Here is a 26525-nt window from a genome sequence, read left to right as displayed (position 1 = left end):
GCTCAGAAGTCTCCGTAGAGCGATTCGCGCAGCTGCTGGCGGAACGGCTCCAGCTTGTGCGAGTGCGGATGGAAGCCCAGCCCGACCCAGCGATCGATCTCTTTGCCGTTGCCGTCGATCTGCAGCTCGTGGCGGAACATTTCCTGGGTGGTGATCAGGTTGTCGCTGACACCGGTGATCTCGGTGATCGAGACCAGCACGCGGCGGCCGCTGCCCAGGCGCGAGATCTGCACGATGAAGTCGATGGCACTGGCGATCTGCCGGCGCAGGCTGTCCTCGCTGCCCTGGAAGCCGGCAAAACCGGCCAGCATCTCGATCCGGTACAGGCAGTCGCGGGGCGAATTGGCGTGGATGGTGGCCATCGAGCCGTCGTGGCCGGTGTTCATCGCCTGCAGCATTTCCAGCACCTCGGCACCGCGCACTTCGCCGACGACGATGCGGTCGGGGCGCATGCGCAGGCTGTTGCGGACCAGATCGCGGATGCTGACCGCACCGTGCCCTTCGGCGCCGCCGATACGGCTTTCCAGGCGAACTACATGCGGGTGGTTGAGCGAGAGCTCGGCGGTGTCTTCGACGGTGATCACGCGCTCGTTCGCGGGGACGTAGCTGGCCAGGGCGTTCAGCAGCGAGGTCTTGCCCGAGCTGGTGCCGCCGGACACCAGGATGTTGCAGCGACCCAGTACCATCGCCTTCAGCAAGGCCTGCATCGGCGCATCGAAGGTGCCCTTGGCCAGCAGTTCATCGGGGGTGAACGGGTCCTTGCGGAACTTGCGGATGGACACCATCGGTCCATCCACCGCCAGCGGCGAGATGATCGCGTTGAGACGGCCGCCGTTGGGCAGTCGCGCATCGACCATCGGATTGGAGTCATCCAGGCGGCGCCCAAGCGGGGCGAGGATGCGGCGCAGGATGCGCAGCAGATGCGTATCGTCGGTGAAGCGCTGGGTGGCCCGCTTGAGCTGGCCGCCCTGGGACACGTGCACATCCTTGAAACCGTTGATCAGGATGTCTTCGATGGACGGGTCGTGCAGCAGGTCGTCCAGCGGGCCGAAGCCGGTCAGCTCCTTGACCAGGCCGTCGGCAACCACCTGCATCTCCTCTTCGTTGATCGGGATGCGCCACTCCTGGATGAAGCCCACCGTCTGCACCTGCACCCAGCGGGCGATGGTGTCGGGGGCCCAGGAATCGATGTCGATGCGCTCGTCCTCGATGCTGTTGAGCAGGTGCTCATGCGCGGCCGACAGCACCTTCTGGTACTGCTCGGTCTGCGCGAACGGCTGATGGCCCGGCGAGCTTTCGGGCAGCACCGGCCGGGCAACGGCATGCGGGAACGGGGTTACCTTGTCTTCCATTGCGATCCACCCAGGGCAAGGGAGAGTCTTTCCCGCAGGCCCTGCGCCTGGACCGGGCAGGCAGCCGGATCCAGGCGCGAAACCAGCGGGGCGAGGGCACGCAGGTAGGGGTCGCGCGGCGCATCCTGCAGCAGCAGGTGGCCCTGGCTGGCAGCCAGGCGCACGCGCGGTCGTTCGGGAAGCGTGGCCAGCAGGGGAACCTCGAAGCGGCGCGCGATCTGCTCCGGGCTCATGCCGCTGCTGTCATCGTGGCGGTTGATCAACAGCTGCAGGCGCTTCTCGCGTTCGCGCTGGCCGGCAAGATGCTTCAGTGCCTGGTCGAGCGACACCAGCGTGGCAATGGAGGCATCGGTGACCAGCCAGATCTCGTCGGCCTGGTCCAGCAGCAGCGGCGGCAGCTGACGCAGCGGGCAGCCACCGGCATCACACAGCACGCTGGCGAACACGGTGCGCAGGCGCTGCAGCAGCGCACCCGGATCTGACGGCGGTACCGCATCGCTGCCGCTGGCGCGGTCCAGCAGCACCAGTCCGGAATCGTGACGGGCCATGGCCGTACGGGCGAGGGTGGCGTCGATGCGACTGGCATTGCGCAGCGCGTCTTCGTAGTGGAAGCGGCTGTCCAGGTTGAGGTACAGGGCGAGGTCGCCCGAAGGCTGGGCCAGCTCCATCAGCAGGCCATCCTGCTGCAGTGCCTCGCCCTGTGCCAGTGCACGGGTCTGCTGTGCCAGCACCGAAAGATGCGCGGCCAGCGTACTGGTGCCGACCCCGGCGCGCACGCCCAGCAGGACGATCAGGCGGGCCTTGTGCGCCTGCTGCGCGGCGGCAGCCGGTCGTGGTGACAGGGCGCGACGCAGCGCGGCCTCGATGCCGACGTTGTCGCTGTCCAGGTCCAGCACATCACGCAGGCCCGCCCGCAATGCGATGACAACGCCTTCCACCTGGCCGGCACTGGTGGCACCGACCGCGACCAATGCCAGATCCGGCTCGGTCTGCTGCAGTTGCTGCGCCAGCACGCTGGAGGCGGCCGCATGTTCCGGGCGGAAGTCGAGCAGCACAAGGCTCTGCGGCCCGCGTTGCAGGTCCTGGGCGGAGGTCGGCGTGCTGCTGTCCTGCCAGTGCAGGGTGGTGGTTGGCGGCAGTTTCGCCGCCAGCCGGGGCAGCAGTTCGCGATCCATTCCGTACAGGACCAGGTTCATCGGCGGTCCTTGCGGATGCAGCGGCTGGGCAGTGGCGTAGGGCATGGGCGTGGTATCGCAGGCATCATGGAATCAGCGTGAGAAGCCGGGCACCGGGTCCTGGCTGATAGGACCCAGCAGCCAGGCGCCCCATTCGGGCATGTGCGGCTTGGCCTCGCGGTCGCCGGGCAGCGGCAGCTCGGTGTTGCGTGCCAACGGCTTCACCAGGCGTGGCGTGACGATGATCACCAGTTCCTTGTCCTGGCGCTTGTAGTCGAAGTTGCGGAAGAACGAGCCGATGATCGGCAGGTCACCCAGCAGCGGGATCTTGCCGACGCTGGAAACCACGTTGGAACTGACCAGGCCACCGATCACGAAGCTCTCGCCATCGCCCAGTTCGACCGTGGTATCGGCGCGGCGGGTGGTGATGGAGGGAATCTGCACGCCGTTGAGCGCGATGGCGTTGCTGTAGTCCAGGTCGCTGGCTTCCGGTGCGACTTTCAGGGCGATGCGGTTCGGTGCCAGTACCGTCGGTGTCACGGTCAGGCCGATGCCGAAGGGCTTGTAGGTGATGGTGGTGGTGCCCAGTCCCTGCGGTTCCAGGATCGGCAGCTCGCCGCCGGCCAGGAAACTGGCGCTCTGCCCGGACAGCGCGACCAGTGTCGGCTCGGCCAGCACACGCGCCATGCCATTGCTCTGCAGCAGGTCGACGTCGGCATTCCACAGGCCCTTGGTCGAGCCGAACACCAGGCGGAAGGCCGAAGAAATGGGCGATTCGGCTTCGTTGCCGGAGTTGCCTTCCTTCATGCCGGGCAGGATGCCGGTATTGCCCGGCAGCTGGCCGCCCGGGCGGGCGAAGCCGTAGGCGAAGTTGCCATTGCGGTTCTGGAAGCTGATGCCGATCTGCTTCAGTGCGGTCTTGTTGAACTCGACCACCTTGACCTCGACCTGGACCACGCCGCCGCTGCTCACCGTGGATGCGTCGGCAAGCAGGCCATCCTTGCCCAGGGCCATGGCGGCAGTCTTCTGCGCCTGCATGTGCGACAGCACGCTCTCGGTGCTTCCCTGCAGCAGGCCCTGATTGTCCTGCTGGGTGAATACCAGCCCGTTCGCGCCGGCGTCGGCCGCACCCTGCACCGCACTTTGTACCCGCACCTGCAGGCGCTGTGGTTCGGTCTGCTTGCGGTGCCAGAGCAGGAGCGTGGTGGTGCCCGGCGCCTTGCCGACCAGCAGGGCCTGGCGCTGGCCGCGCAGCATCACGATATCGGCCACGCCCGGATCGGCAATGGCGACCCGCTCCAGATCACCCGGCAGGGTCCAGGGGCGCTGCTCACGCGCCTGCAGCACCAGGTCGTCGGCGGCCACGCTTGTCGCCGGTGCCAGCAGCACCAGCAGCAGGGCCAGCCAGCGCTGGCGGGGGGAAGGGCGTGGACTGCGGCGACGTTCGGTCATGGATGCGCTCGATGCAGGTCAAAGGGAACCACGGGGGGCGGAGCTGTCACCTCGGATGATTTCGATGCCCGATGCGCGTGGGGCGCTGCGCCGTGGTGCGGGTACGCGTGCCGGGGCATCCTGGGTGCTGCGCGCGGGCGCGTTGCTGCGGCCGGCCAATGCATCGCCGTCGATGCCGGCGAAGGCGTGATTCTCTGGCCGCTGCAGCGCAAGCTGCTGTTCCGCATCCAGGCCACGCAGGGGATCAATCACCCCGCGTGCCCGCGGGAACAGCGCCAGATCGGGCTGGCCGGAATCGGCAGGGTTGCGCAGGGCGAGGAACAGCTTGCCCTGCTGTGCACCCAGCAGCAGCCGGTTGGCATCGGCCACCGGCACCGCCAGTACCGCGCTGCGTGCCGGCTGGGCGGTCCCGCTGCCCGTGCTCTGGGTGCTGCTGCTTCCGGTGATGTCGGCGGCGCGTGGATCGTTGCGGCCATCGGCCTCGTTGCTGGCAACAGCGTCATGGTTGGCCGGGGCGATGTCCTGCTGGCCATAGCTGAGCACGCGCAGGCGCGACAGCAGCAGGCGCGTCTGTGCTGCGTCGGCCGGGCCGCTGGCAGTGGATTGGGCATTGCGCAGGTTGAGGAACACGTCGACGAAATCACCGGGCAGGATGCGGTTGCCGGCCCCCACCAGCTCGTCGACCGGGACCGCCAGTGCGCGTTCCCCGGGGCGCAGCTGCAGCGAGAATCCCTGCGCGAGTGCGTTGCTGCTGATCGCCGTGCCTTCGGCGATGTCCTGCACCGGCACCTTTCCGACCACGGCGGAAATGCTGGTGGCGGCACCGGCAACCGGGGCGCTGCGCTGTGCGAGACGCAATCCGTTGGCAGAGATCGGTTCGCCGGCCGGCAGTCGCGCCACCGCTTCCACCACGGTGATCGCCTGGGCTTCGCTCTGCGTCATCGGGGCAACCGTGGCCGGTGCGGCCGGCCTGCGCCCGATCATCAAGGCGATCACCGCCAGCAGCACGGCCAGCCCGATCAGGGCGACGGCAGCAATGCGGGTCAACTTGAGCATGGAACCGTCTCCTGTACCGAACGTCAGTTGCCGCTGCCGAGGTCGAGCTGAGCGACCGCGACGCTGCGGATGGGAGCCCGCATCACCCACTTGTAAAGCGTGGCGGTGCCGGGCAGGAAGGGATGGCTTGCGTAGTCGTAGCTGACCGTCACGGTCATGCACTGGGCGCTGGCCAGTCCGGCGCAGGGGGCCTGCGCGGAAACCAGAATGGCGTTGTTTCCGCCATTGCTGCAGTCGACCGGCTGACCCGAGAAGTTCAGCAGCCACTGCATCGAACTACGCGCCGCAACGCAGGCGGCAGTACGGCGTTCGTTGGCGCTGCCATAGCGCAGCGATGCACGTGCACCCTCGGCCGAGGCGGTTGCCAACGTCTGCTGGGCCGCCATGATCATTACGCCGGAGAACGTGAACAGCAGCAGCGGCAGCAGGCCCAGCATCAACATCAGCGCGAACTCGATGCTGGCCGCGCCACGTTGCCGGCGTCGGTTGTGGATGTTCATGCCACACCTCCGTACGTGCTGATCAGGACCCAGGCGATGGCGGATACCGCCAGGTAGGCGGCGTAGGGAATGCCTTGGCGTCCCTGGCGGGCGCTCTGCATCCCGCGCAGCGCCGGGTGCGAATGCCATTGCGAACTTGCCCGATGCATATGGGCTTGAAGGCCGATGGGCAGTACTGGGCCCAACCGTCGCGATACCAGCACCAGTGCGGCATGTGCGCCCGCTGCCAGGCTGGCCGCGATCCAGATCGGCAGCAGTGCCTGCCAGCCCAGCATCAATCCCAGTACCGAAAAGAATTTGACATCGCCGGCGCCCATCCAGCGCACTGCGTGGAAAGGCAGCAATGCGACCAGGCCGAGCGCCGCGCCGGCAACGTGGGAAGCCCACGGCAGGCGCGGCGCGTTGAACTGTCCGGCGATGAGCACGACAACGGTGATCGCGCATGCAGACAGCAGCCAGGCGTTGGGCACCCGACGGGCGTACAGATCGCTGATCGCGATCCGCAGGCACACACCGATGGCCAGCAATCCCAGCAGTGTCATCGCACCCTCCATTGTCCGTCAGTGGACGCTCAGCAGTTGCTGTCCCTGATCAGCCTGGGACGCGGCTCAGGCCGGCGTGTTGCCCGATGCCTTGTCGGCAAGCTTGGTGAGATTCTCAAAGAGCGTTTCGAAGAAATCCTTGATCTGCGTGCTGCCCAGTGCGATCAGGACACCCGCAATCACAGCCGCCAGCAGGCCGTACTCGAGTGCAGTGACGCCATCTTCTTCCTTCAGGAACTTGCGGATCGATGCGTTCATGACGTTTGTCTCCCTCTACCTGTCTGCTACAGGACACCTGGTGGGCGGTGGCCCGGCTCCGCCGGGATCGTCCGTGGACCTCCGCACGTCCTGGCGGAGGAGGCACGGCGGGATGGACCCGCTGTGCTCAAGCAGGGTGATCGTTTCCAGGCGGGACGCCGTTCGCGCAACCGCGACCGCGCGGCGCGGGGCCGGTGGTCGACGTGTCGGGCGATACGTGCATGGTCATGCTGTCCCCCTGGGTGCGGTCATTATCAAAGACCGGATCACCGTGTTATCGACTTTGCCTGAATGGCGGCCGGCTGCAACCGGAACCTATATGCAAATTCGGCAGAATCCCATTGCTCCTTAATTTTCAAGCCGGGTTCTGTGACGGAAATCCGTTCGCCCGCACAACGATTCATCGACGTGCAGATAATGTGAGGCAGGCTTCAGGTCGCATGCGAAAACTGTGCCAAACACGACAATCTGATTTTCACCTCTGTATCCATCTTATTCAACGCGGTGCAGATGTTTACCCCGTTGAATTATCGGGCATACTCGCATTCAAGTACTCGCGTTTCTTTTGGGGTGCGCACCTTGGCGGCGCGCATCCCGGTGATGGAAGAGATTCCATGAGAGGTGCGCGCCCTGTCAGGCAGTGGGGGCCGTACCGCACGGCGGATAATCGGGGGGACGACACTGTCATGGTCGATGGTGGGGTAGGAGACAGCGACGACAGCGGCCTGCGGTCGATCGACCTGGCGACGCTGAGCGGCGTGCTTCGTGTATGTGATGTCGAACTGCTTCTGCTCGATGGCAATGGGCCGCGGGCGGCCTTCGCGTCACGCGTGCACGAGGAGGCGTTGTTCTGCAGCATCAGCTGTGGATTCCATTGCCGTGGACGTTTCATGCTGCCGCCGGACTGGGCGATGCTGGGGTATCTGCATGCGACCGATGAAACCCTGAGCTGGTGCCATGGCGTACCGCTTGCCCCTGGGATGGCGCTGACCGTGATGCCCGAGGGCATCAGCGAGTTCACCCTGAGCCCGGGCACGCACATGACCCTGATGCTGGTGCCGGTGGCACGGGTGCAACGCAAGCTGACCGAACTGAGCCTGCGCAGCACGCCGCCGGCCGGACAGGCGCTTTCACTGTTCAATCTCGCCAGCGAGGCCGCCCCGCTGGCACAGCATTACCAGCAGCTGCACCTGCAGCTGGGCCAGGGCACGGGCCTGCAGCCGGAAGAAACCGAGCGGCTGCTGCACGAACACGTGCAGGCACTGCTGGGTGCGGGTTCCGCCGAACGCCCGGGTTGCAGCCGTGCGCGGCGCACGCATTATCTGATCGCACAGCGGGCGGAAAACTTCATGCGCCTCAACCTGCGCCGCAATATCTACATGAATGAGATCTGCGACGCTGCCGGTGTCAGTGAGCGTGGGCTGCGCTACGCGTTCGAGGACCTGTTCGGTACGTCGCCCAATCGTTACCTGTCGATGCTGCGCCTGTGCGCAGCCTGCCGCAGCCTGTCGATGGCCGATTCCAGCCGCCGTTCGGTCAAGGCCATCGCCCTCAGTTGTGGCCTGTGGGACCTGTCGCGTTTCGCCGACAACTACCGCAAGGTCTTCGGTGAACTGCCGCGTGACACGCTGATGCGCGCACCCGCGCAGATCGGCCAGCCCGCCTGATCCAGGCCCCATAAGGGTTTCCCGGCGGTTCCTGCCGGAATTGCATATCCGCTTGCCGATATGGTTGCCGCTTCTGCATAACCGACTGCCGATTCCGACCGTGGATTTGCCGGAATGCGCGATTGCCGTGCCGGAATGAAGTGCGCAGCCGCCGTTGCAAACGCTGAAATGTCAGTCACCTGCCTAACGGCAAGTCCACTGACATTCCAGTTGTTCGCCTACGGGGGAAATGCTCATGAACCGCATCTACCGGCGTGTATGGAACCGCCAGCTCAATGCTCTGGTTGTGGCCTCGGAACTGGCCACCGGCGATAGCGGCGGCAGCGCCGCCCGCGATCCGCGCAGTGTCCTGCTGATGCCGACCGCACTGGCCCTGGCCCTGCTGTGTGCGCTGGCCAGCGGGCATGCAGGAGCATCCGAATCCAATCAGTCGCTGCGTGATCTGCAGGCACTGGCCGCGAAGTACGCGCAGCCGATGCCGGTCAAGGTCGACGCAGAAGTCGCGCTGGCCGCGGCATCGCGCCAGGCGCAGAGCAGTCCGGCGATCAGCGCAGACGCGCGTGTGGGCCTGCAGCTGAGTACGACCTCGCTGCCGATCGTGCGCGACGTGCTGCCGGCGACCGTACAGGTGAAGCTGGCGGCGAACACCGCGCCGAAGCAGGTCGCGGTTCCTGCACTGGCCGCCGATGTTCGCGCCAATGTCGGGCTGGGGCACGCAGCGTCCAATGTGGCGAAGATGGATGCCTCACTGGCGGCCAACGTTGCGCCGTCCGCGCATGCGCCGCTCGGTGTGGCTGCGGATGCGCAGGCGAAGGCCAGGGTTGGTATCGCCGGTGCCCAGGTGGCCTCGATCGATACCGGTGCCAAGGCGGCTGCCGCTGTTGCTGGCGCATCCGCTGGCTCGCTGTCCGGCCTCAAGGCGTCCGTTGACGGCAAGGTGGATTCGCAGCTGAAGCTGGCGGGCCACCAGATCGACGGTCAGGGGCAGGTCAAGGCGACGGCAGCGGTCACGTTGCCGGCAAAGGAGGAGCTGCCGGGCGAGACCCATGATCGTGCGATCACCGCAGCTTTCGATACCGGTGTTGCCGGCAAAGTGCGCGTGCAGGCGCCCGATGGCCAGGAAGTCGTGGCCGACCGCAATCTGAAGCTGGCCGGCCAAGCGACTGTGGCAGCGCAGAACAGCGCACTGGGCGTGGGTGGCCTGGTGGGCGGCGTTGTCGGCGCGGCAGGTGGCGCCGTGGGTGGCGTGCTTGATGGCACCGTCGGCAACACGGTCGGTTCGGTCGGCAGCACCGTCGGCGGCGCACTCAACGGTGCAGTTGGCACGGTTGGTGCAGTCGGCGGAACCGTCGGTGGTGCGCTCAACGGCACGGTCGGTTCGGTCGGCAGCACCGTCGGCGGCGCACTCAATGGTGCGGTTGGCACGGTGGGTGCAGTTGGTGGCGCCGTGGGCGGCACGCTCAACAATACAGTGGGTGCGGTGGGCAGCACCGTCGGCGGTGTACTCAATGGCGCTACAGGTGGCAGCACCGGCGGCCTCGGTGGCCTGCTGGGCGATACGCTTGGCAATGTCGGCGGCGCCGTCGGCAACCTGCTCAATGGCAACCTCAACGGCACCATCGGCAATCTCGGCAGTGCCGTAGGCGGCCTGGTCGGCGGCACCCTCGGCGGTCTCGGCCTGACCAAGCCCTCGGCGATCCCGCCGACCAGCCCGAAGGCGCCGGCTCCGGCCGATCCGAACGCGGGCCTGATCATCGGCACCGGTGGCCTGGTCGGCAATGTCGGGCAGCTGATCGGCCCGACCACCACCAGCCTGTTCGGCGGCAACGGCTACCTGAGCAACGGCAACCTCAAGCTCAGCAACGCCAACGTGATGCAGACCTACTCGACGGTCAATGTGCTGGGCCTGCCGGTGGTCAACCTGTCGCCGGTCGGCAGCACCCTCAATGGCCTGGGCGGCGCCGTCACCGGCGGCAGCTCGCACCTGACCCTGATCGGCGGTGTCACCTCCGACAGCTACATCTACAACATCAACAACGGCAATCCGGGCGGCCTGCTCGGGCTGCTGCTGCCGAAGGATTCGCCGGCATGGGCGGCCAAGTGCCTGGATATCGTCCTCGCCGACATCTCCTGCTGGGCAGTCAATGCGGCGCAGGACTACCAGGTGCTGATGGGTGACGGCGCCTTTGCCAACGGTTCTAAGGAAGTGGTGATCGGCGCCAATGCCCGCCACGAACTGCCGAAGGTCGATGCCAACGTGGCCTTCCCGGGTGCAGGCACCAATGACCCGAGCAACCCGACCGGCGTGCCGACCGCGGACTACGCCGCACGCATGGGTCATTCGGTGATCGTCGGCGACAGCGCGGTGGGCACGGCCAACGGGCAGACCCTGCTCGGTGCCGAGGCGACCTCCAACCAGGCCAATTCGGTTGCACTGGGCTACCGTTCGGCCGCGCTGCGCGGTGCCCAGGCCAGCTACAGCGCCTATGGCCTGACTGCGCCGCAGGTCTCGGCCGGTGAAGTGTCGGTGGGTGCCGCCGGTGGCGGCGAGCGCCAGATCACCAACGTGGCCGCCGGTAGTGTCAATACCGATGCGGTCAACGTGGCCCAGCTGAAGGGTGCCATCAGCCTGATCGATGATGTGGCGGCCGCTGCGGTGACCTACGATCTGGACGGTGCCGGTAATCCGAACTATCGCCGCGTCACGCTCGGTGCGGGCACCGGCACTACCACCATCGGCAACCTGGCCGGCGGTGCGGTCACCGCCGGCAGCCTGGAAGCGGTCAATGGCGGCCAGTTGGCGGCGACCAATGCGGCCATCGCCAGCTTCTTCGGCGGTCGCGCAGCCTTCGATCCGGCCAGCGGTGCCTTCACCGCACCACTGTTCGAGATCAGCACCATCTCCACCGGCGGTGCGATCGCCAAGGGTCTGTATGAGAACGCCACCGATGCCTTCGCCGCGGTCGATGGTTCGCTGGTCAATCTCAACACGCAGATCACCGACATCCGCAACGGTGGCACCAAGTATCTGCGGGTGAACTCGACCGGTACCGAGGCACTGGCCAGCGGCGCCGACTCGATCGCGGTCGGTACCAACGCCCGCGCCACCGCCGCCAACAGCATCGCGGTGGGTGCCGGCAGCCTGGCTGACCGTGCCAACAGCGTGTCCATCGGTGCCGCCGGTGCCGAGCGTCAGGTCACCAACCTGGCTGCGGGTACCGCCGCCACCGATGCGGTCAATGTCGGCCAGCTGCAGGCGTCGGAACAGGGGGCACTGCGCTATGACCTCAATGGCGATGGCAGCGTCAACTACGCCAGTGCCACGCTCGGCCAGACCGGCACGGCCACCACGCTGCGTAATCTCGGCCCGGGCCAGGTCAGTGCCACCAGCAGCGAGGCCATCAACGGTGCCCAGCTGTTTGCGGCCAACCAGGCCGTGGCCACCCACCTCGGTGGTGGCGCGGCGGTCAACGCCAGCGGCGTGCTGACCGCACCGACCTACTCGATCAACAACGTCGCCGCCAACGGCACCGTGACCAAGGGCAGCTACAACGACGTTGGTACCGCCTTCGATGCGGTCAGCAACTCGCTGGCCAACGTTGCCGACCAGACCGATGAGATCGACAAGCTGGCCGTGAAGTACGACGTCGATGGCAGTGGCAACGTGCTCAACAGCGTGACGCTGACGGGTACCGGCACCGGCGCGGTGAAGATCACCAACGTCGCCGCCGGCAGCATCCTGGCCGGCAGCAGTGATGCCATCACCGGCGACCAGCTGTTCAGCACGAACAGCACCATCGCCAACTACTTCGGTGGCACCACCGCGTACAACGGCACCACCAACGTGTGGACCGCGCCGAAGTTCAGCATCTCCAGCATCGCCACCGACGGCACCTTCACCAGCGGCGACTACAACAATGTCACCGCCGCCTTCACTGCGGTGGACGGCTCGCTGAAGGTCCTCAACCAACGCATCACCAACAACAGCGGTGGCAGTGCCTACCTGGCAGTGAACTCGACCGCAGCGCCTGCAACGGCTGCCGGTGCGGAAGCGGTGGCGGTCGGCCCGCAGGCCAGTGCGGCCGGTGCCAACAGCGTGGCGGTCGGCAACGGCGCCAGCGCCAGTGCCGGCAACAGCGTCGCCCTGGGTGCCGGGTCGGTGGCCAGCGTCGGTGCGCAGAGCGGCTACACCGGCGCCTATGGCCAGACCGGCGCCAGCAACTCGGCCGGTGAGGTTTCGGTCGGCAGCACCGGCAGCGAGCGCAAGATCACCCATGTCGCCGACGGTTCCGATACGTACGACGCAACCAATGTCGGCCAGCTGAAGAACGGCGTGAACTACGCCATCGACGAATCGAAGAAGTACACCGACCAGAAGATCCAGAACATCACCAACGTGGCCGGCAGCTTCCGCGCCAACAACACCAACAACCTGGCCGATCCGTCCGCCAGCGGTGCCAACTCGGCCGCAGGTGGCGCAGGCTCCACCGCCGCCGGTGCCAACTCGACCGCGCTGGGCAATGGCTCGCAGGCGCAGGCCGACAACTCGGTGGCGCTGGGTGCGGGTTCGGTGGCGAACCGGGCCAACACGGTCTCGGTCGGTGCCGCCGGTGCCGAACGCCAGGTGGTCAACGTGGCCGACGGTTCGCAGGCTACCGACGCGGTCAACGTACGCCAGCTGCAGGCCTCGCAGCAGGGTACGATCCGTTACGACACCACGGTGAACGGCGCGACCAACTACAACAGTGTCACGCTGGGCAGCACCAACAGCGGCCCGACCACGGTGCGTAACGTCGCCGCCGGCACCGCCGGTACCGACGCAGTCAACGTCGACCAGCTGAAGTCGGGCATGGCGCAGACCCTGGACTGGTCGAAGGCCTACACCGACGAGCGCATGGGTGGCTTCGAGCGCGACCTGCGCAAGACCGACAACCGCGCCTCGGCCGGTATCGCCTCGGCTATGGCCACCGCAGCACTGCCGCAGCCCAGCGAAGCGGGCCGCAGCATGGCCTCGGTCGCCGCCGGCAGCTACAACGGCGAGTCGGGCGTGGCGGTTGGTATCTCCGGTGTCTCCGAAGGAGGGCGCTGGATCTACAAGTTCAGCGGCTCCACCAACAGCCGTGGCGAGGCCGGTGTGGCCGTCGGTGCAGGCATCCAGTGGTGATCCCCGCCGCCGGGCCGCACGCGCGGCCCGGCATCGCGGAAACGTCCAAAGGGGGAATGACATGAAACAGCATCGCATCGCCCGCACCGGCCAGATGGCCGCAGTGCTGGGCCTGGTCCTGGGAATGGGCCTGCTGGCCGCCTGCCGCAGCCATGCGCCGGCCGCCGAAGGTCCTGCCGAAACCACCGCCGTGCAGTTCCCGGAGGCCTCGAAGGCCTCGTTGAAGGAAGGCATCTATCCCGACGTCGCCGACCTGCGCCGTTTCGCGCCGGGCATGAGCAAGCGCCAGCTGTACACGCTGCTGGGCACGCCGCATTTCAATGAAGGCATGTGGGGCGTGCGCGAGTGGAACTACCTGTTCAACTTCCGCACCGCACAGGGGGCCGAATACTTCACCTGCCAGTTCCAGGTCCGCTTCGACAGCAAGGGCATTGCCCAGGGCGGCTACTGGAAGCCTGAATCATGTGCGGCGGTGCTGGACCCGCCGCGGCCGCCGGCCCCGCCCGCACCGGCGCCGTTGCCGGAGCAGCCGTTGCGCCTGTCCGCCGATGCGCTGTTCGGTTTCGACAGCGCGGTGCTCAGTGCCGAAGGCCAGCAGGCCGTGCAGGGCGTGCTGGCGCAGGTGCGCGAGGCCAGTCAGGTGCAGTCAATCCGGGTGACCGGGTATACCGACCGTATCGGCAGTGCCAGCTACAACCAGGCCCTGTCGCAGCGACGTGCCGAGGCCGTGCGCAGCGCGCTGGTGCAGGGCGGCGTGCCTGCAGCCAGCATCAGTGCCGAAGGACGCGGCGCGGCCGAGCCGATCGTGCAGTGCGAGCAGCGCAACCGTCGCGAGCTGATCGCCTGCCTGGCGCCGAACCGGCGCGTGCAGATCGCGGGTGTGGCGCAGCCACGCTGAGAATCCTGCGCCGGGGCCACGCCCCGGTATCCCGAGTCCCCCCTGACCGCCGGCAGGACGTGGCCACGTCTCCCCCGTTGTCCACGCCTGCCGGCGGCTCAGGTTTTCCATGGTGCACGCGATGAACGCCCAATTCCTGCCTCTTTCCATGAAGACGGAAACCACACTGAGTGTGTACGGCCAGCTCGGCAATCATGCGGTGGTGCGCATTCCCGGGCGGCGACTGCCGGGGTTGATCCTGCAGGCAGACACCGTGGCCGGCTTCCTGGCCCAGCTGCAGGAAGCCCAGGCCTGCCTGCGCAGTGGGCGCGCGCAGCGCACCGACGCCGAGCTGGACATGCTGATCGACGTGCTGCAGCAGTGGTATGCGCTGATTGAATCGCGCCTGGCGGACGCCGGCGAGGCGCTGTAGTAGAAAAAGGGGACGGAGGGGATTAAGTCGTTCTTGCCCCGGCTGTGCCGGAAACGACTTAATCCCCTCCGTCCCCTTTTTTGTATCAGGCGCGGGCGCGGACCAGCCAACAGGCGGCATCGACGCGCACACGGTCGCCTTCGATGAAGGGCGCGAACGCGGCCAGCGCCTTGTTTCGAAGTGCGTCGGCGCGGTCTTCGGGCAGATTGCGCAGCGCCAAGCCCAACGGGCCCAGCTGGCCGACATAGGTCGGCAGTTCATCGCGGGCAATCGAGCACGGCAGGTCTACCGCGACCAACTCCACATCCTTCCAGCCGGCGGCCTGCAACAGACGCTGCACGCGCTGGCCATCGGCAAAGGCGAACTGGCCGGGTGCTCCTGGCACCCGCGGCGGAAGCTCAAGTGCATCGCCGATCGCGCGTTCGGCCGTGGTCATGAACGGGTTCTCGTCGGCACTGCGCCAGGCGATGAAACGCAGCCCAGCGCCTGGCGTTGCAGCACGATGCAGGTTGGCGAAGGCGGCCTCGGTATCTTCGAAGAACATCACACCCAGCCGCGACTGGATCCAGTCGAAGTGTGCGGACGGAAGCGGATGCCGCTGCGCATCGGCCACGATGAAGTCCGCGTCCAGTCCTGCCGCCTCGGCGCGCTGACGGGCCAGTGCCAGCATCGGCGCGGAGATGTCCAGGCCGGTGCTGTGTGTCGCCGGGCGAGCGGCGGCTGATGCCAGCAGGCTGGCGCCGGTGCCACAGCCGATATCGAGCAGTTGCGTGACGGTTTGCGGAAGCTCGGCCACCAGCAGGTCGGCCATCGGCTGGAACAGACCATCGAGGATGGCCTGCTGGGCGACCCAGATCTGGCCGCCAGGGCCATTCCAGAGCGCATTCTGATCAACGGGGGATGTACTGGCCATGACCTTGTCCTGCCGGGAAGTTGCCCATAGGTTGATGCTTGAAGGCGACTTGAGGTCAAGCCCATGCGTGAACTGGATATCGGCGAGGTGGTGAAGCGCAGTGGCGTGCCGGCCTCGACCCTGCGTTACTACGAGCAGCTCGGGTTGTTGCAGTCGCTGGGCCGTCGCGGCCTGCGCCGGCAGTACGACGATCAGGTGCTGGAGCGCCTGGCGTTGATCGGCCTTGGCCAGTCGGCCGGGTTGTCGCTGCAGCAGATCGGGTTGTCGCTGCCGCCTCAGCACGGATGCATTACGCTGGATCGCGAAGCCCTGCTGGCACAGGCCGATGTGCTGCAGCAGCAGATCTCCCAGCTGCAGCGGGTGCGCCGTCATCTACAGCGCGCGGCGGCCTGCCCGGAAGCACAGGACGCGCGCCAGTGCGGTTCGTTCCGCAAGTTGTTGAGGGCCCAGCAGCGCCTGGCGGGTGGGTGAGAGAAGCGCATCCACGCATGGTGTGGATCTACTGCACCACAACCTCGGTAGATCCACGCCATGCGTGGATGAATCAATCGCGGGTACTGACTTCCCAGGTGGCGTGCAGCACGCCCGGCACATGCTCCATCCGCGCCAGCACCACGTCCAGCTCATCGGCACTCACGGCGGTACTGACCAGCACCGCGATCACATCGGTGGGCGCGTCGGCATGCTCGACCACCTGCACATCACCGACCGGATACTGCGCTGCTTCCAGCGCATCGACCAGGCGTTCGCGTACACGTGGCACCGCTTCGGCATCCACACTCAGGCGCACCTCGTAGGTGGCCTCGGTGGCCGTCTCGTTGATCGGGATGCGGTTGATCGCATTCACCAGCGGCCGCAGCAGGGTGTTGCCGGCGATGATCAAGACCGTCAGCAGCACGCCTTCGGCCAGCATGTCCGCGCCGGTACAGCTGCCGACCGCCGCCGAGCACCACAAGGTGGCGGCGGTGTTGAGGCCGCGCACGTTCATGCCTTCCTTCATGATCACGCCGGCGCCGAGGAAGCCGACGCCGGAGACCACGTAGGAGATCACCCGCACCGCCTCGGCGCTGCCGGCGATGCGCATGCCCAGGTCGACGAAGGCAGCGGCGCCGACCGCCACCAGCACGTTGGTGCGCAGGCCGGCGGTGCGTTGGCGGTACTGGCGCTCGGCGCCGATCAGCGTGCCCAGCACGAAGGCGGCCAGCAGGCTGACCACGGTGTCGGCGAAGGGGCCGGCCTGGAAGGTTTCAATGAAGCGCATGGCCGGAGTCTACCCGGTCGAGGTGACAGTAGATCCACGCCATGCGTGGATTTCGAGGCGGCCAGAAACGACTTAATCCCCTCCGTCCCCTTTTTGCGGGGTCAGTCGGTGTCCTCGACCCGCTCGCCCATCAGTTCGCGCTGGCGCTTGTCCAGTTCCTCGGCGTAGCGCTTGCGTACGAAGGCTTCGGAGACCACGCCCAGCACCTGGCCGTCGGCAGCGACTACCGCCAGTTCGTCGGCCTGGGTCTGGTCGAAGCGTTGCATCACGCTGACCACGTCTGCGGCCGGCGACAGCGAAACGTCACGGTTCTCGGCCAGCTCGCCGATCGCGGTCTCCGGCTTCACGCCGTCGCCGTAGACGCGCGGGATCTGCACGATGCCGGCATAGTGGCCTTCGCCATCGATCAGCACCACCCGGCTGCCCGAGCCCAGCGGGAAGCGCTGGCGGAAGGCATCGGCATCGAGGTCGGCCGGCGCGGTGGCCACGCCCTTGCGCATCAATCGGCCGGCGTTGAGGTTCTGCACCCAGCCCACGTCGCGGGCGCTCTTGATGGTCTCGCCGCGCAGGTGCATGCGCCAGGTCGAGAACGAGTAGCCGAACCACTGCCGCACGAGCGTGCTGGAGACCAGCACCGCGCTCATCACCACGCTGGTCAGCAGGAAGTCGTGCGTGCCTTCCAGCACCAGCATGGCCATGGTCATCGGTGCGCCGACCACGGCGGCGGCCAGTGCGGCCATGCCGGCCAGCGCGGCGGAGGTGGCGTCGATCACCGGCACGCCGGTGGCCATGGCGAGCAGGCCGGCGAACAGGGCACCGACCAGGGTGCCCATGAACAACGAGGCGAAGAACAGGCCACCGCGGAAGCCGAAGCCCAGCGAGATGCCCGAGGCCAGGCACTTCAGGGTCAGCAGGCCGCCGATCCAGATCAGCGGCAGATGCGTGGTCAGGTCCAGGTGCAGCGCGCCATGGCCGGACGACAGCACCTGTGGGCTGGCCAGTGCCAGCGGAATCAGCAGCAGGCCGCCCACCACCGGCCGGCCCCACAGTGGCAACGGGCTGCGCTTGACCGTGCCCTCGATCGAGGCAATCAGCCGCATCACCGCGATGCCGACCATCGCGCAGCAGCAGCCGAGCAGACCGTAGATGGCGTAGTCGGCGGCGCGGACATCAATCGTCGAGGCCGCCGGCAGCAGGTAGGCCTCGATGCCGGCCTGGTCGGCCACGAACGCGCCGGCCAGCGCGGCGACCGCGACCGGGGCGAGTGCGGCCGGGGTATAGGCGCCGATGACGATCTCGAAGGCGTAGAACGCACCGGCCAAGGGTGCACCGAAGGCGGCGGCGATGGCACCGGCGGCACCAGCGCCGACCAGGATGCGCACATCGTTGCGGCGCAGGCGCATCACTCGGCCCAGCTGCGAACCGCTGCCGGCACCCATCTGGGTATAGGAGGCCTCCAGGCCGACCGAAGCACCGCAGCCATTGGAAACCAGGGTCTGGGTCAGCACGATCAGGTTGTCGCGCATCGACATGCGGCCGCCATGCAGGGCATTGGCTTCCACCGCATCGAGCAGGGGCCGCTTGAGCCGGGTCGCGGCCAGGCTGACCAGGCCGACCAGCAGGCCACCCAGTGGCAGTACCAGCAGCGCGGTCCAGGTCAGCGAGGGCAGGGAACTCAGGCGCATGCCGGCGTCCAGCCCGTACAGGGTGCCCTGCAGCCAGCGTGCGATGCCGGACTGCAGCAGGGTCAGGTAGCCGGCGATCAGGCCGACCAGCAGGGCAAGCGCAATGAACCACAAGTCACTGCCGCGCAGCCGCAGGCGCAGGCCCTGGAAGGCCGCATGCAGGCGCGATGGCGAAACAGGCAGTGACATGGTGGCGGCATGATACGCCGCCACCGTGATCGCCGCCGTCACTGCATCGGGCGGTTACTGCGTCAGAAGCGGTAGCGGCCCTGCACGTAGAAGGTGCGCGGCGCAGCCACCATGCGGCCGGCGTTGCCATCGACGTTGCGGGTATACCAGCGCTTGTCGGCCAGGTTGTTCACGCCCAGCGCGATCTCGCTGTCACCCAGTCCCGGCACCTGCCAGGCCACCTGCGCGTTCCACAGGCGCACGCCCGGCACGCGGCCCACGCGCGCATCGGCGCTCTCGGCCCAGGTGTTGGCCGCATCGGAGAACTGGCCGCTCTGGTGGGTGCTGGAGACATTGAAGGTCCAGCCGGCCAGTGCATAGCGTGCGCCGACGCTGTCGGTGTCGCGCGAGTAGAACGGCACGTCCAGGCCACGGTTGTCACCGGACTGCTGGATCGCCTTGGTCCAGGTGTAGTTGGCGTACAGCTCCAGCCCGGCCAGCGCACTGCCCTCGGCGAAGCGGTACTCCAGCGCGCTTTCCACGCCCTTGTGGTCGGTGGCACCGATGTTCTGGAAGGTCGGCGGGGTGATGCCCGGCACCTGCAGGATCTGGTTGTCGAAGCGCATCTTGAACACGGTCACTTCCGCGCGCAGTGCACCGTCCTGCCAGCGCGCACCGAGTTCGGTGGTCTTGGCGATTTCCGGATTCAGCGGGTTGCTGGCGGTCTGTGAGTTCAGCTGGATGTTCTGCACCGGCCCGAACGAGGTGGTGTAGTTGCCGAACACGGTCAGCTGCGGGGTCAGCAGATAGGCGACGTTGAGCGAGGGCAGGGCCTTGTCGTTGCGGCTGCTGAAGGTCGCCGCGCCCCCGGCCTGGCGGCGGTCCATGTCGATCCACTCCATGCGCACGCCCGGGGTGATCCGCCACTGGCCGATCGCGATGCGGTCGTCAATGTAGAAGGCATGTGCGTCGGTGGCGTTGTCGAAGCGGTTGGTGGCGCTGGCCACGCCGGTACGGCGGGTGACGGTGTAGCTGCGGTCGTTGCCGCGCTCGCGCAGGAAGCGGTAGCCGGCGGTGATGTCATGCACCGTGCTGCCCCAGTGCAGGCGCTGGGTATAGCGCGGCTCGATGCCCAGCACGCGGTAATCGCGCGGCTGCACGGTCAGCTGGGTATTGGCCGCGTTGATCAGCGAGCTGGCACGGCTGCTCTCGTTGTAATAGGCCAGCACCTCGAACTCGCTGTTGTCCGACAGCGTGTTGGTGTAGCCCAGGTCGATGCCGGTGCGGTGGCCCTTCCAGAAATCGGTGGGGCGGGTGTTCTGGAACGGGTCGGCCTCGTACTGGGCGCGGGTCAGGCCGCCCGGGGTCAGCGAGCGTACATCGTAGTAGGAGAGCTTGGCGCGCAGTTCCTGCTGCTCGTCGATGGCGTAGGCGAACTTCAGCGCGAGGTCGTTGAAACGGTCATCGCTGCCCTGGCGCCAGCCGCGGCCGTCCTGGCCGGAGTACAGCAGGGCGGCGCCCAGGCCGTTGTCGCCGGTGCCGCCGAGGAAGGCGTTGTACTGGGTGCTGTCACCGCCGCCATGGTCGTAGGCGGTGTAGCGCACGCCCGCTTCGCCGTGCAGGCCGGCCCCGGTGGGAATGGCACGGGTGCTGAAGTTGATGATGCCGCCCACGTTCTGCGGGCCGTAGCGCACCGCGCCGCCGCCGCGCACCACGTCGATCGATTCGATGTTGGACAGGCTGGTCGGCGCGAACGACAGCTGCGGCTGGCCATACGGCGCCACTGCCAGCGGCACGCCATCGAGCAGCACGGTCGAGCGCGGCGAGTAGCGCCCGGTCAGGCCGCGCACGCCGATGTTCAGCGAGACCGAACTGCCGGCGGTGCCGGAGTTGTCGGTGACCTGCACGCCGGGGATGCGGCGCATGGCATCGCCGATGCTGGCCGCGCCGCTGGCTTCGATGCGCTGACGGTCCACCACGGTGCGCGCGCCAGCGAAGCTCTTCACGCTGTCGTGCAGGCCGGTGCCCAGCCAGCTGCCGGAGACCTGGATGCTGTCCAGCGTGGTGGCGCCGTCCTGGGCGAAGGCGCTGACAGCCGGGAGCAGGCACAGGGCGAGGGCGGCGGCCAGTGGCAGGCGGGCCGTTTGCGGGGCGTGGATGGGCATCGATGCAGGTCGTGGAAGGGCGTAAATGAGAATTATTGCTGATTCCATTCGCCAATGGAATGCGTCTCCGGTTCATGCTGATGGGCCGGTGGTAAAGTGGGTGATTGCTTCCTGACTCGCTGAGATCTGCCATGTCCCAAGCCGCTTTCTACCCCGTCGGAACCCCTGGCCAGCCGTGGGGAGCGGCGGAACGGGAGGCGTGGCGTGGCCGCCAGCAGCGCCTGCGTCGCTATGACGAGGAAGTGCTGCCGCGCATCGAAGCCCTGGCATTGCGCTTCGACAAGGTGGCCTATGGCCAGCTCGATTACGCCGGCGAGACCTACACACTGTTCGCCCTGCGCAGCCGCGACTGGAACCCGGCGCTGCCGGCCGCGCTGGTCACCGGTGGCGTGCACGGCTACGAGACCAGCGGCGTGATGGGCGCGCTGGAGTTCCTCGAAAAGCACGCTGCCGACTATGCCGGCAAGGCAAACCTGCTGGTGGCGCCGTGCGTGAATCCGTGGGGCTTTGAGCGCATCAACCGTTGGAACTTCGATGCGATCGACCCGAACCGCAACTTCCGCGCCGATGGCCCGGCCCGCGAGTCGACCGCGTTGATCGAACTGGTCGCACCGATCAAGGACCAGTTCGTACTGCACATCGACCTGCACGAAACCACCGACAGCGACGAGAGCGAGTTCCGCCCGGCGCTGGCGGCGCGTGATGGCAAGCCGTTCGAGCCGGGCCTGATTCCGGATGGCTTCTATCTGGTGGACGACAGCGAGGCCCCGCAGGCGGCGTTCCAGCAGGCGGTGATCGCTGCGGTGGAGAAGGTCACCCACATCGCGCCGGCCGACGACAAGGGCGAGATCATCGGTTCGCCGGTGGTGGCCCATGGCGTGATCGAGTACCCGCTGGTGAAGCTGGGCCTGTGCGCCGGCATTACGGGTGCGAAGTACACCACCACCACCGAGGTCTACCCGGACAGCCCGCGTGCGACCCCGCAGCAGTGCAACGACGCGCAGGTGGCCGCAGTGTGCTCGGCGCTGGATTACGCGCTGGCGCACCCCTGATCGGTAGTGCCGGCCGCTGGCCGGCAACTGAAAAAAGGGACGGAGGGGATTAAGTCGTTTGTGGCACAAACGACTTAATCCCCTCCGTCCCCTTTTTCGGTTCACCCCAGCGCCTCGGCCCACCAGAGTGCGGCTGGGCCTGGCGGCGTGTCGCGGCGCCACAGCAGGTCGCTGTGGATGCGGCGTGGCCAGCCGGGCAGTACCAGTTCCACCAGCCGCCCGCGGTCGTAGCGCTGTACCAGTGCGCGCGGTAGTTCGGCCCAGCCGAGGCCGTCCTCGGCCATCTCCATCACCATCAGGTAATCGGTTGCGGTCCAGGCCAGGCCGGTGACCACGCGGGATTGATCGACTTCCGCGCTCAAGCGCACCTGTCTATGCCGCGCCAGCTGTGCGGCGGCGCGACGGCCAGCGCTGGCCAGCGGATGCTCGCGCGCCACATACACCGACAGCTCGCTGTGGTGCGCCAGCGGACGTGCGACCAGTCCGTCCGGATAGTGCTCCTGCCGTGGCAGCAGACCTAGCGCGGCGCGTCCGTTGCTCACCAGTTCCAGCACGTCCTCGCCCTCGGCATCCAGCCATTCCAGCTCGATCTCCGGGAATGCCTCGGCGAAGCGTTGCAGCACCCGTTGTTCCGGGTCCAGTTGGTAGACGTCGGAGAATGCCACGGTCAAGCGCGGCTCGACCGGTGCGGCCAGGCGCACGCTCAACTGCTGCAGGCGGGCATCGGCAGCCAGGATTTCCTGCGCGTGCCCAAGTACCTGGCGCCCGGCTTCGGTCAGCTGCGGGTAGCGGCCGCTGCGGTCGAACAGGCTCACGCCAAGGTCGGCTTCCAGGTGGGCGATGGCGGTGCTGACCGTCGATTGGGTCTTGCGCAGGCGTCGCGCCGCCGCCGAGAACGAGCCCAGCGCCGCGGCTTCCACGAAGGCCTGCAGGGATTCAGGGGAGTAGGGCACTGATCCATCGCTCCTGTCGATGGAATCCATTTTGATACCACCGTAAAAGGCGATGATACTGGCTTCCGTCGCCCCCGTCTGCGGGGCGGTCCGGACCCTCCACGCTCGGCGTGGATCCATTGATGAGGCGGCGTGGTCCCCGCCCTGCAAGGAGCTTCACATGTCCCGTACTGTTCCCGCCCGTGGCGCGCTGGTCGCCTGGGCCTGCCTGACCGTGGCGATCGTCGCCGAAGTGGTCGGCACCTCGTTCATGGCCCATGCCGCTCGCGATGGCGGCTGGACCGGCTATCTGATCATGGCCGGCGCGCTGGCGCTGTCCTATTTCTTCCTCGCGCAGTCGGTGCGCCGCATCGCCGTGGGCGTGGCCTACGCAGTGTGGGAAGGCCTCGGCCTGACCCTGCTCACTGTGGTCGGCCTCACCGTCTTCGGTGAAAGCCTGTCGCTGCAGCAGCTGGCCGGCCTGGTGCTGGCAGTGGTCGGCATCGTCTGCGTCACCCTCGGGGAGGCGCACTGATGAATACCTTGGCGTTGTTTTTCGTGATCTGTTCTGCGCTGATCGACGTCGCCGCCAACATGATGGTGGCCAAGTCGGAAGGTTTCCGCCGCTGGCGCTGGGGCGTCGGCGCGATCGTCATGGTCTGGATCGCCTTCGCCCTGCTGGGACAGGCCGTGCGTTACATGGACCTGGCCACCGCCTATGCGATGTGGGGTGCGATCGGCGTGATCGGTACCGCTACCTGCGGCCGCCTGTTGTTCGGCAACCGCCTGCGTTCGATCGGCTGGGTCGGCATTGCGCTGGTCACTATTGCAGTGCTGCTGCTGAGTACCGCGAAGTGATGCATCGTTGCGCCAACCAAGGTTGGCGCCTACCAGAACCACGGTTGGCGCCTTCCAGAGCGTGAGCGGCCGCAAGCAAGCGCCCCGGGGATGATCTCCCCGGGGCGTTGCTGTTTCTGAAGCACTCAGAAGCGTGCGGTGAAGTTCAGCCGCGTGGTGCGCCCCGGGCCCGGCATCAGGCTCATCGCCAGCGTGTCCATGTAGTAGGTGTTGCGCAGGTTGCTGACCACCAGCTCCACTTCGCTGCGCGGCGTGAACTGCCAGCGCGCATAGAAGTCATAGATCGCGGTCGGCAGGTAGATGTTCTGCAGGCCGGTCGAGCCGGTGGTGTTCCAGGGCTTGTCCAGTTCGTGGGTGGGGCCGCTGTTGTAGGTGCGGCGGATGCCGGTATCCAGTCGCTTGTCGAACAGGCGGAAGCCCAGCGTGCTGTGAATCGAGTACTTCGGTGGGTTCTGCGCGTTGACGAACGAGGTGCCGAAGCCGCCGTCCACGCAGTCCGGAGTGGTGTCCAGCTTGCTCCACTTCGCATAGGGGTCTTCGCGCAGGCGCTTGGCGGTGGCCGCATCGCAGGTACGCGCGCGCTGGTAGTAGCTGGCCGACAGGTCCAGGTAGGCGATGCCGGCGTCATAACCGGATTGCAGCTCATAGCCAGACACCGTGTAGTTGTCGACGTTGTCGACGTAGAACGCCCAGTTGCTGGAATCGAAGCGACGGGTGATCGCGTTGTCGATATCGTTCTTGAACCAGGCCACCTTGAACGCCAGGCGGTCACCGTCGCGCCAAAGGTCCTGCTTGAGCAGGCTGAAGCCGATGTCCCACGAGCGGTTCTTCTCCGGCTTCAGGTCAGCCACCGGTGCCGAGGTGCTGTTGCCCAGCGTCGACTCGAACAGGCTGGGCATCTTCCAGCCCTGCGCGTACTTCACGTAGAAGAACATGTCCTGGTCGAGGTTGAAGCGTGCTTCGGCATATGGCGCGAAGCCGTGGCCGGAGCGCCGGATCGCCGGCTTGTAGCCCCAGGCAGTGGGAATCTGCTTGGTATAGAAGCCGTTGGCGCCGCGCGGATCGGGAATGAAGCCGTCGAAATCGTAGGCCTGGCCCAGCGTGCTGTCGCCATAGGGCGTGGCGCGCAGCGAGTCGTAGGTGTAGTTGCCCTGTGCATCCGGGTACCACTCCTTGTACCAGCCCGGCAGCAGCTGGCCGCCCTTGCTCAGGCGCGCGAAGGTGTAGCGCAGGTCGCGCGATTCACTGACGAAGGCCACGCGGTTGCGGTCGCGGGTGCGGTAGTCGGTGAAGCGGCCGCCGGCAGTCAGCGACAGCCAGTCCCACGGCTGCCATTGCAGCGAGGCGACGACGCTGGCCTCGCGGCGCGTGCCCGAGCGCAGGTAGCGGTTGTTGTTGAAATCCACCGGCAGCACCGGTGAGTTGGGCGCGGTGTCCTCGTGCTGGAAGGAGGCGCCATAGCGCAGCGTCCAGTCGCCCAGATCATTGCTGAAGCGCGTGGTGTTGCTGCTGTCCACGCCCCAGCGCTGGGTCTTCACGTCCGACTGCAGTCCCGGGCCGTAGGTCTCGCCCAGCGTGTCGGGCATCTGGTCGTTGGGCACGTCCTTGAACAGCGGCGTGTTGGCGATGTTGCTGTTGAACATGCGGCTGGTGGCGGTGGTGAACCACAGCGTGCTGCTCAGGTCCAGCCACGGATGTGCCTCGGGCCGGTAGCGGTGGCGCAGCGAGGTGGCGTTGACCCGCATTTTTCCCGGCTCGAACTGGAACATGGTGTTGGCCTTGTCCACGTAGGTCACCCATTCGTTGGACTCGCCCACGCGTCCGATCGCCGACGGCATGATCTCGCCGAAGCTGGAGTTGAAGTAGCGGTGGCTCAGCTCCAACCGCTGGTCCGGGTTGGGCGTCCAGGTGAATTTCAGCAATGCCGATTCGTTGTCGGTATGCGTGTTGAGCACTTCATCGCCCGGATGGAAGAGCTTGGATACGGCCTGGCTGGACATGCCGGTACCGCCGCTGGACAGGTGCTGGTTGTCGTAGCGATGCGCACCGTTGCTGCCGGCGAAGAAGTTGCCCTGGCGGCGCCGCGCATAGGCCGCGACCAGCTGCCAGTCTTCGCCACGCTGGGCGAAGGCCACGCTGCCATTCCAGTCGCGCGGGTCGCGCAGGCTGTTGCGGTTGTCGCTGCCGCGCGCGATCTGCTTGAAGGTGCGGGTGCGGTCGATGCTGTTGTCGGCCACGCCGCCGCGCATGCGCAGGCCCCAGGTCTGGCCATCATCGAGGATGTCATCGACGTTCAACGTTTCCATGTAGACCACGCCGCCGATCGCGCTGGCGGCGTTGGCGGCCAGGCTCGGTCCCTTTTCAATGCTGACCGCACTGATCAGATCGGGATCGAGATAGCTGCGCTGCTGCACGCCGGCATAGCCGCGGTACACGTCGATGGCCTGCTGGCCGCCGTCGATGATCACCGGCACCCGGTTCTGGCCCTGCAGGCCGCGGATGTTGACGTCCAGCGCACCGCCGTTGCGAACGTCAGCGGTGTGCACGCCCACCGCACCGGCCAGCACGTCGCCGATCGACTGGCCGCGGAAGCGTTCCAGTTGCTGATGGTCCAGGTGCACGCGCGAGCCGCTGTCACGGTAGACCGCATCGGCATCGGCAAGCCCCCACGGTGAAGCGCCTTCGCTGGCCTGGCCAGCCACGCGCAGGGTGCCGATCTGGCGTACCCCGGCTTCAGCGGTGGGTGCCGCCTGCAGCACCACACCGCTGGCATCACGCTGGAAGGCCAGGCCGGTGCTGGCCAGCAGCTGCGCCAATGCGGCGTCAGCACCGCGCGTGGCCTGCATGCCGCTGCGGTCCGCTGGCAGATTGCGCCCGGCCCGCTCGACCAGGCCCTGACCGCGTTCGGCCAGCAGTCGGGCCTGTCGATCCCTGCCGATGCGCGCCTGACCCGAGGCCGCCCGAGGAGCGGCGTACAGGCCACGCGCGGAGCGAACGCCCGGGTGACGCGGCTGC

Annotated in this window: 21 protein-coding genes; 8 read left to right on the top strand and 13 right to left on the bottom strand. The window is 67.1% G+C overall.

Going from position 1 to position 26525, the window contains the following annotated elements; genetic code table 11:
• Window positions 1-2: 2 nt before the first annotated feature.
• The 7 genes from QRO95_RS15455 to QRO95_RS15425 all read right to left on the bottom strand — a co-directional run bounded on the left by QRO95_RS15455 (window position 3) and on the right by QRO95_RS15425 (window position 6335).
• The gene (locus QRO95_RS15455) at window positions 3-1352 is read right to left on the bottom strand and encodes a CpaF family protein (RefSeq protein WP_049398477.1); all 1350 of its coding nucleotides are present in this window, start codon (window positions 1350-1352) and stop codon (window positions 3-5) included.
• Window positions 1337-2593: a fimbrial protein gene (locus QRO95_RS15450; RefSeq protein ID WP_343237329.1), complete on the bottom strand. Its 1257-nt coding sequence runs from the start codon at window positions 2591-2593 to the stop codon at window positions 1337-1339. The genes QRO95_RS15455 and QRO95_RS15450 overlap by 16 nt, the downstream gene beginning before the upstream one ends.
• 27 nt (window positions 2594-2620) lie before the next feature.
• Window positions 2621-3979, bottom strand: coding sequence for a type II and III secretion system protein family protein (locus tag QRO95_RS15445; protein WP_201116484.1), 1359 nt, complete (start codon window positions 3977-3979; stop codon window positions 2621-2623).
• A gap of 18 nt (window positions 3980-3997) precedes the next feature.
• Entirely contained in the window at window positions 3998-5035 is a 1038-nt protein-coding gene (cpaB, locus tag QRO95_RS15440; protein ID WP_285302946.1) for a Flp pilus assembly protein CpaB, read from the bottom strand.
• Window positions 5036-5058: 23 nt separating this feature from the next.
• Entirely contained in the window at window positions 5059-5535 is a 477-nt protein-coding gene (locus tag QRO95_RS15435; RefSeq protein ID WP_049398481.1) for a TadE/TadG family type IV pilus assembly protein, read from the bottom strand.
• Window positions 5532-6077: a prepilin peptidase gene (locus QRO95_RS15430; protein WP_032128071.1), complete on the bottom strand. Its 546-nt coding sequence runs from the start codon at window positions 6075-6077 to the stop codon at window positions 5532-5534. Before QRO95_RS15430 ends, QRO95_RS15435 begins: the two co-directional genes overlap by 4 nt.
• 66 nt (window positions 6078-6143) lie before the next feature.
• Window positions 6144-6335 carry a Flp family type IVb pilin gene (locus QRO95_RS15425; protein ID WP_019337868.1) on the bottom strand — a complete coding sequence of 64 codons (192 nt, stop codon included), beginning with the start codon at window positions 6333-6335 and terminating at the stop codon, window positions 6144-6146.
• Window positions 6336-7021: 686 nt separating this feature from the next.
• Here QRO95_RS15425 and QRO95_RS15420 point away from each other — a divergent pair.
• From QRO95_RS15420 to QRO95_RS15405, 4 genes are all read left to right on the top strand, one after another.
• Entirely contained in the window at window positions 7022-8002 is a 981-nt protein-coding gene (locus QRO95_RS15420; protein WP_032128070.1) for a helix-turn-helix domain-containing protein, read from the top strand.
• Window positions 8003-8237: 235 nt separating this feature from the next.
• The gene (locus tag QRO95_RS15415) at window positions 8238-13166 is read left to right on the top strand and encodes a YadA-like family protein (protein ID WP_285302945.1); all 4929 of its coding nucleotides are present in this window, start codon (window positions 8238-8240) and stop codon (window positions 13164-13166) included.
• Between the two features lie 61 nt (window positions 13167-13227).
• Entirely contained in the window at window positions 13228-14064 is an 837-nt protein-coding gene (locus QRO95_RS15410; protein WP_012511335.1) for an OmpA family protein, read from the top strand.
• A 121-nt stretch (window positions 14065-14185) separates the two neighbouring features.
• Window positions 14186-14476, top strand: a complete 291-nt coding sequence (locus tag QRO95_RS15405) for a DUF6959 family protein (protein ID WP_019659952.1) — start codon at window positions 14186-14188, stop codon at window positions 14474-14476.
• Window positions 14477-14561: 85 nt separating this feature from the next.
• Here the strand turns inward: QRO95_RS15405 and QRO95_RS15400 are convergent, their stop codons facing one another.
• A complete protein-coding gene (locus QRO95_RS15400) occupies window positions 14562-15389 on the bottom strand; it encodes a class I SAM-dependent methyltransferase (RefSeq protein WP_285302944.1) in 828 nt (275 codons plus the stop codon).
• Window positions 15390-15452: 63 nt separating this feature from the next.
• On the opposite strand from QRO95_RS15400, the gene QRO95_RS15395 reads away from it, so the two are divergent.
• Window positions 15453-15860, top strand: a complete 408-nt coding sequence (locus tag QRO95_RS15395; protein WP_032128067.1) for a MerR family transcriptional regulator — start codon at window positions 15453-15455, stop codon at window positions 15858-15860.
• Window positions 15861-15933: 73 nt separating this feature from the next.
• Here QRO95_RS15395 and QRO95_RS15390 read toward each other — a convergent pair whose 3' ends face one another.
• The 3 genes from QRO95_RS15390 to QRO95_RS15380 form a co-directional block, all read right to left on the bottom strand.
• The gene (locus QRO95_RS15390) at window positions 15934-16650 is read right to left on the bottom strand and encodes an MgtC/SapB family protein (RefSeq protein WP_024957423.1); all 717 of its coding nucleotides are present in this window, start codon (window positions 16648-16650) and stop codon (window positions 15934-15936) included.
• 101 nt (window positions 16651-16751) lie between these two features.
• The gene (locus QRO95_RS15385) at window positions 16752-18524 is read right to left on the bottom strand and encodes a chloride channel protein (RefSeq protein ID WP_285302943.1); all 1773 of its coding nucleotides are present in this window, start codon (window positions 18522-18524) and stop codon (window positions 16752-16754) included.
• Between the two features lie 62 nt (window positions 18525-18586).
• On the bottom strand, window positions 18587-20668 hold the full coding sequence (locus QRO95_RS15380) for a TonB-dependent siderophore receptor (RefSeq protein ID WP_285302942.1): 2082 nt from the start codon (window positions 20666-20668) through the stop codon (window positions 18587-18589).
• A 131-nt stretch (window positions 20669-20799) separates the two neighbouring features.
• Between QRO95_RS15380 and QRO95_RS15375 the strand changes: the two genes are divergently transcribed.
• Entirely contained in the window at window positions 20800-21720 is a 921-nt protein-coding gene (locus tag QRO95_RS15375) for a M14 family metallocarboxypeptidase (RefSeq protein WP_285302941.1), read from the top strand.
• A 101-nt stretch (window positions 21721-21821) separates the two neighbouring features.
• On the opposite strand, the gene QRO95_RS15370 is transcribed toward QRO95_RS15375, so the two are convergent.
• Window positions 21822-22673 carry a LysR family transcriptional regulator gene (locus tag QRO95_RS15370; protein WP_285302940.1) on the bottom strand — a complete coding sequence of 284 codons (852 nt, stop codon included), beginning with the start codon at window positions 22671-22673 and terminating at the stop codon, window positions 21822-21824.
• A 160-nt stretch (window positions 22674-22833) separates the two neighbouring features.
• Here QRO95_RS15370 and QRO95_RS15365 point away from each other — a divergent pair, with 160 nt between their 5' ends.
• Together QRO95_RS15365 and QRO95_RS15360 are read left to right on the top strand one after the other, a co-directional pair.
• Complete coding sequence (locus tag QRO95_RS15365) at window positions 22834-23187, top strand: SMR family transporter (RefSeq protein ID WP_010485170.1); 354 nt, start codon at window positions 22834-22836, stop codon at window positions 23185-23187.
• Complete coding sequence (locus QRO95_RS15360) at window positions 23187-23510, top strand: multidrug efflux SMR transporter (RefSeq protein ID WP_285302939.1); 324 nt, start codon at window positions 23187-23189, stop codon at window positions 23508-23510. Before QRO95_RS15365 ends, QRO95_RS15360 begins: the two co-directional genes overlap by 1 nt.
• 125 nt (window positions 23511-23635) lie before the next feature.
• On the opposite strand, the gene QRO95_RS15355 is transcribed toward QRO95_RS15360, so the two are convergent.
• The coding region (locus QRO95_RS15355) for a TonB-dependent receptor domain-containing protein (protein ID WP_285302938.1) at window positions 23636-26525 on the bottom strand (2890 nt) is incomplete at its 5' end.

Source organism: Stenotrophomonas maltophilia group sp. Smal13 (assembly GCF_030236855.1).
Classification (GTDB): domain Bacteria; phylum Pseudomonadota; class Gammaproteobacteria; order Xanthomonadales; family Xanthomonadaceae; genus Stenotrophomonas; species Stenotrophomonas maltophilia_A.
Note: the sequence above shows the minus strand (reverse complement) of the source record. Positions and strands in the feature narration are given on the sequence as shown.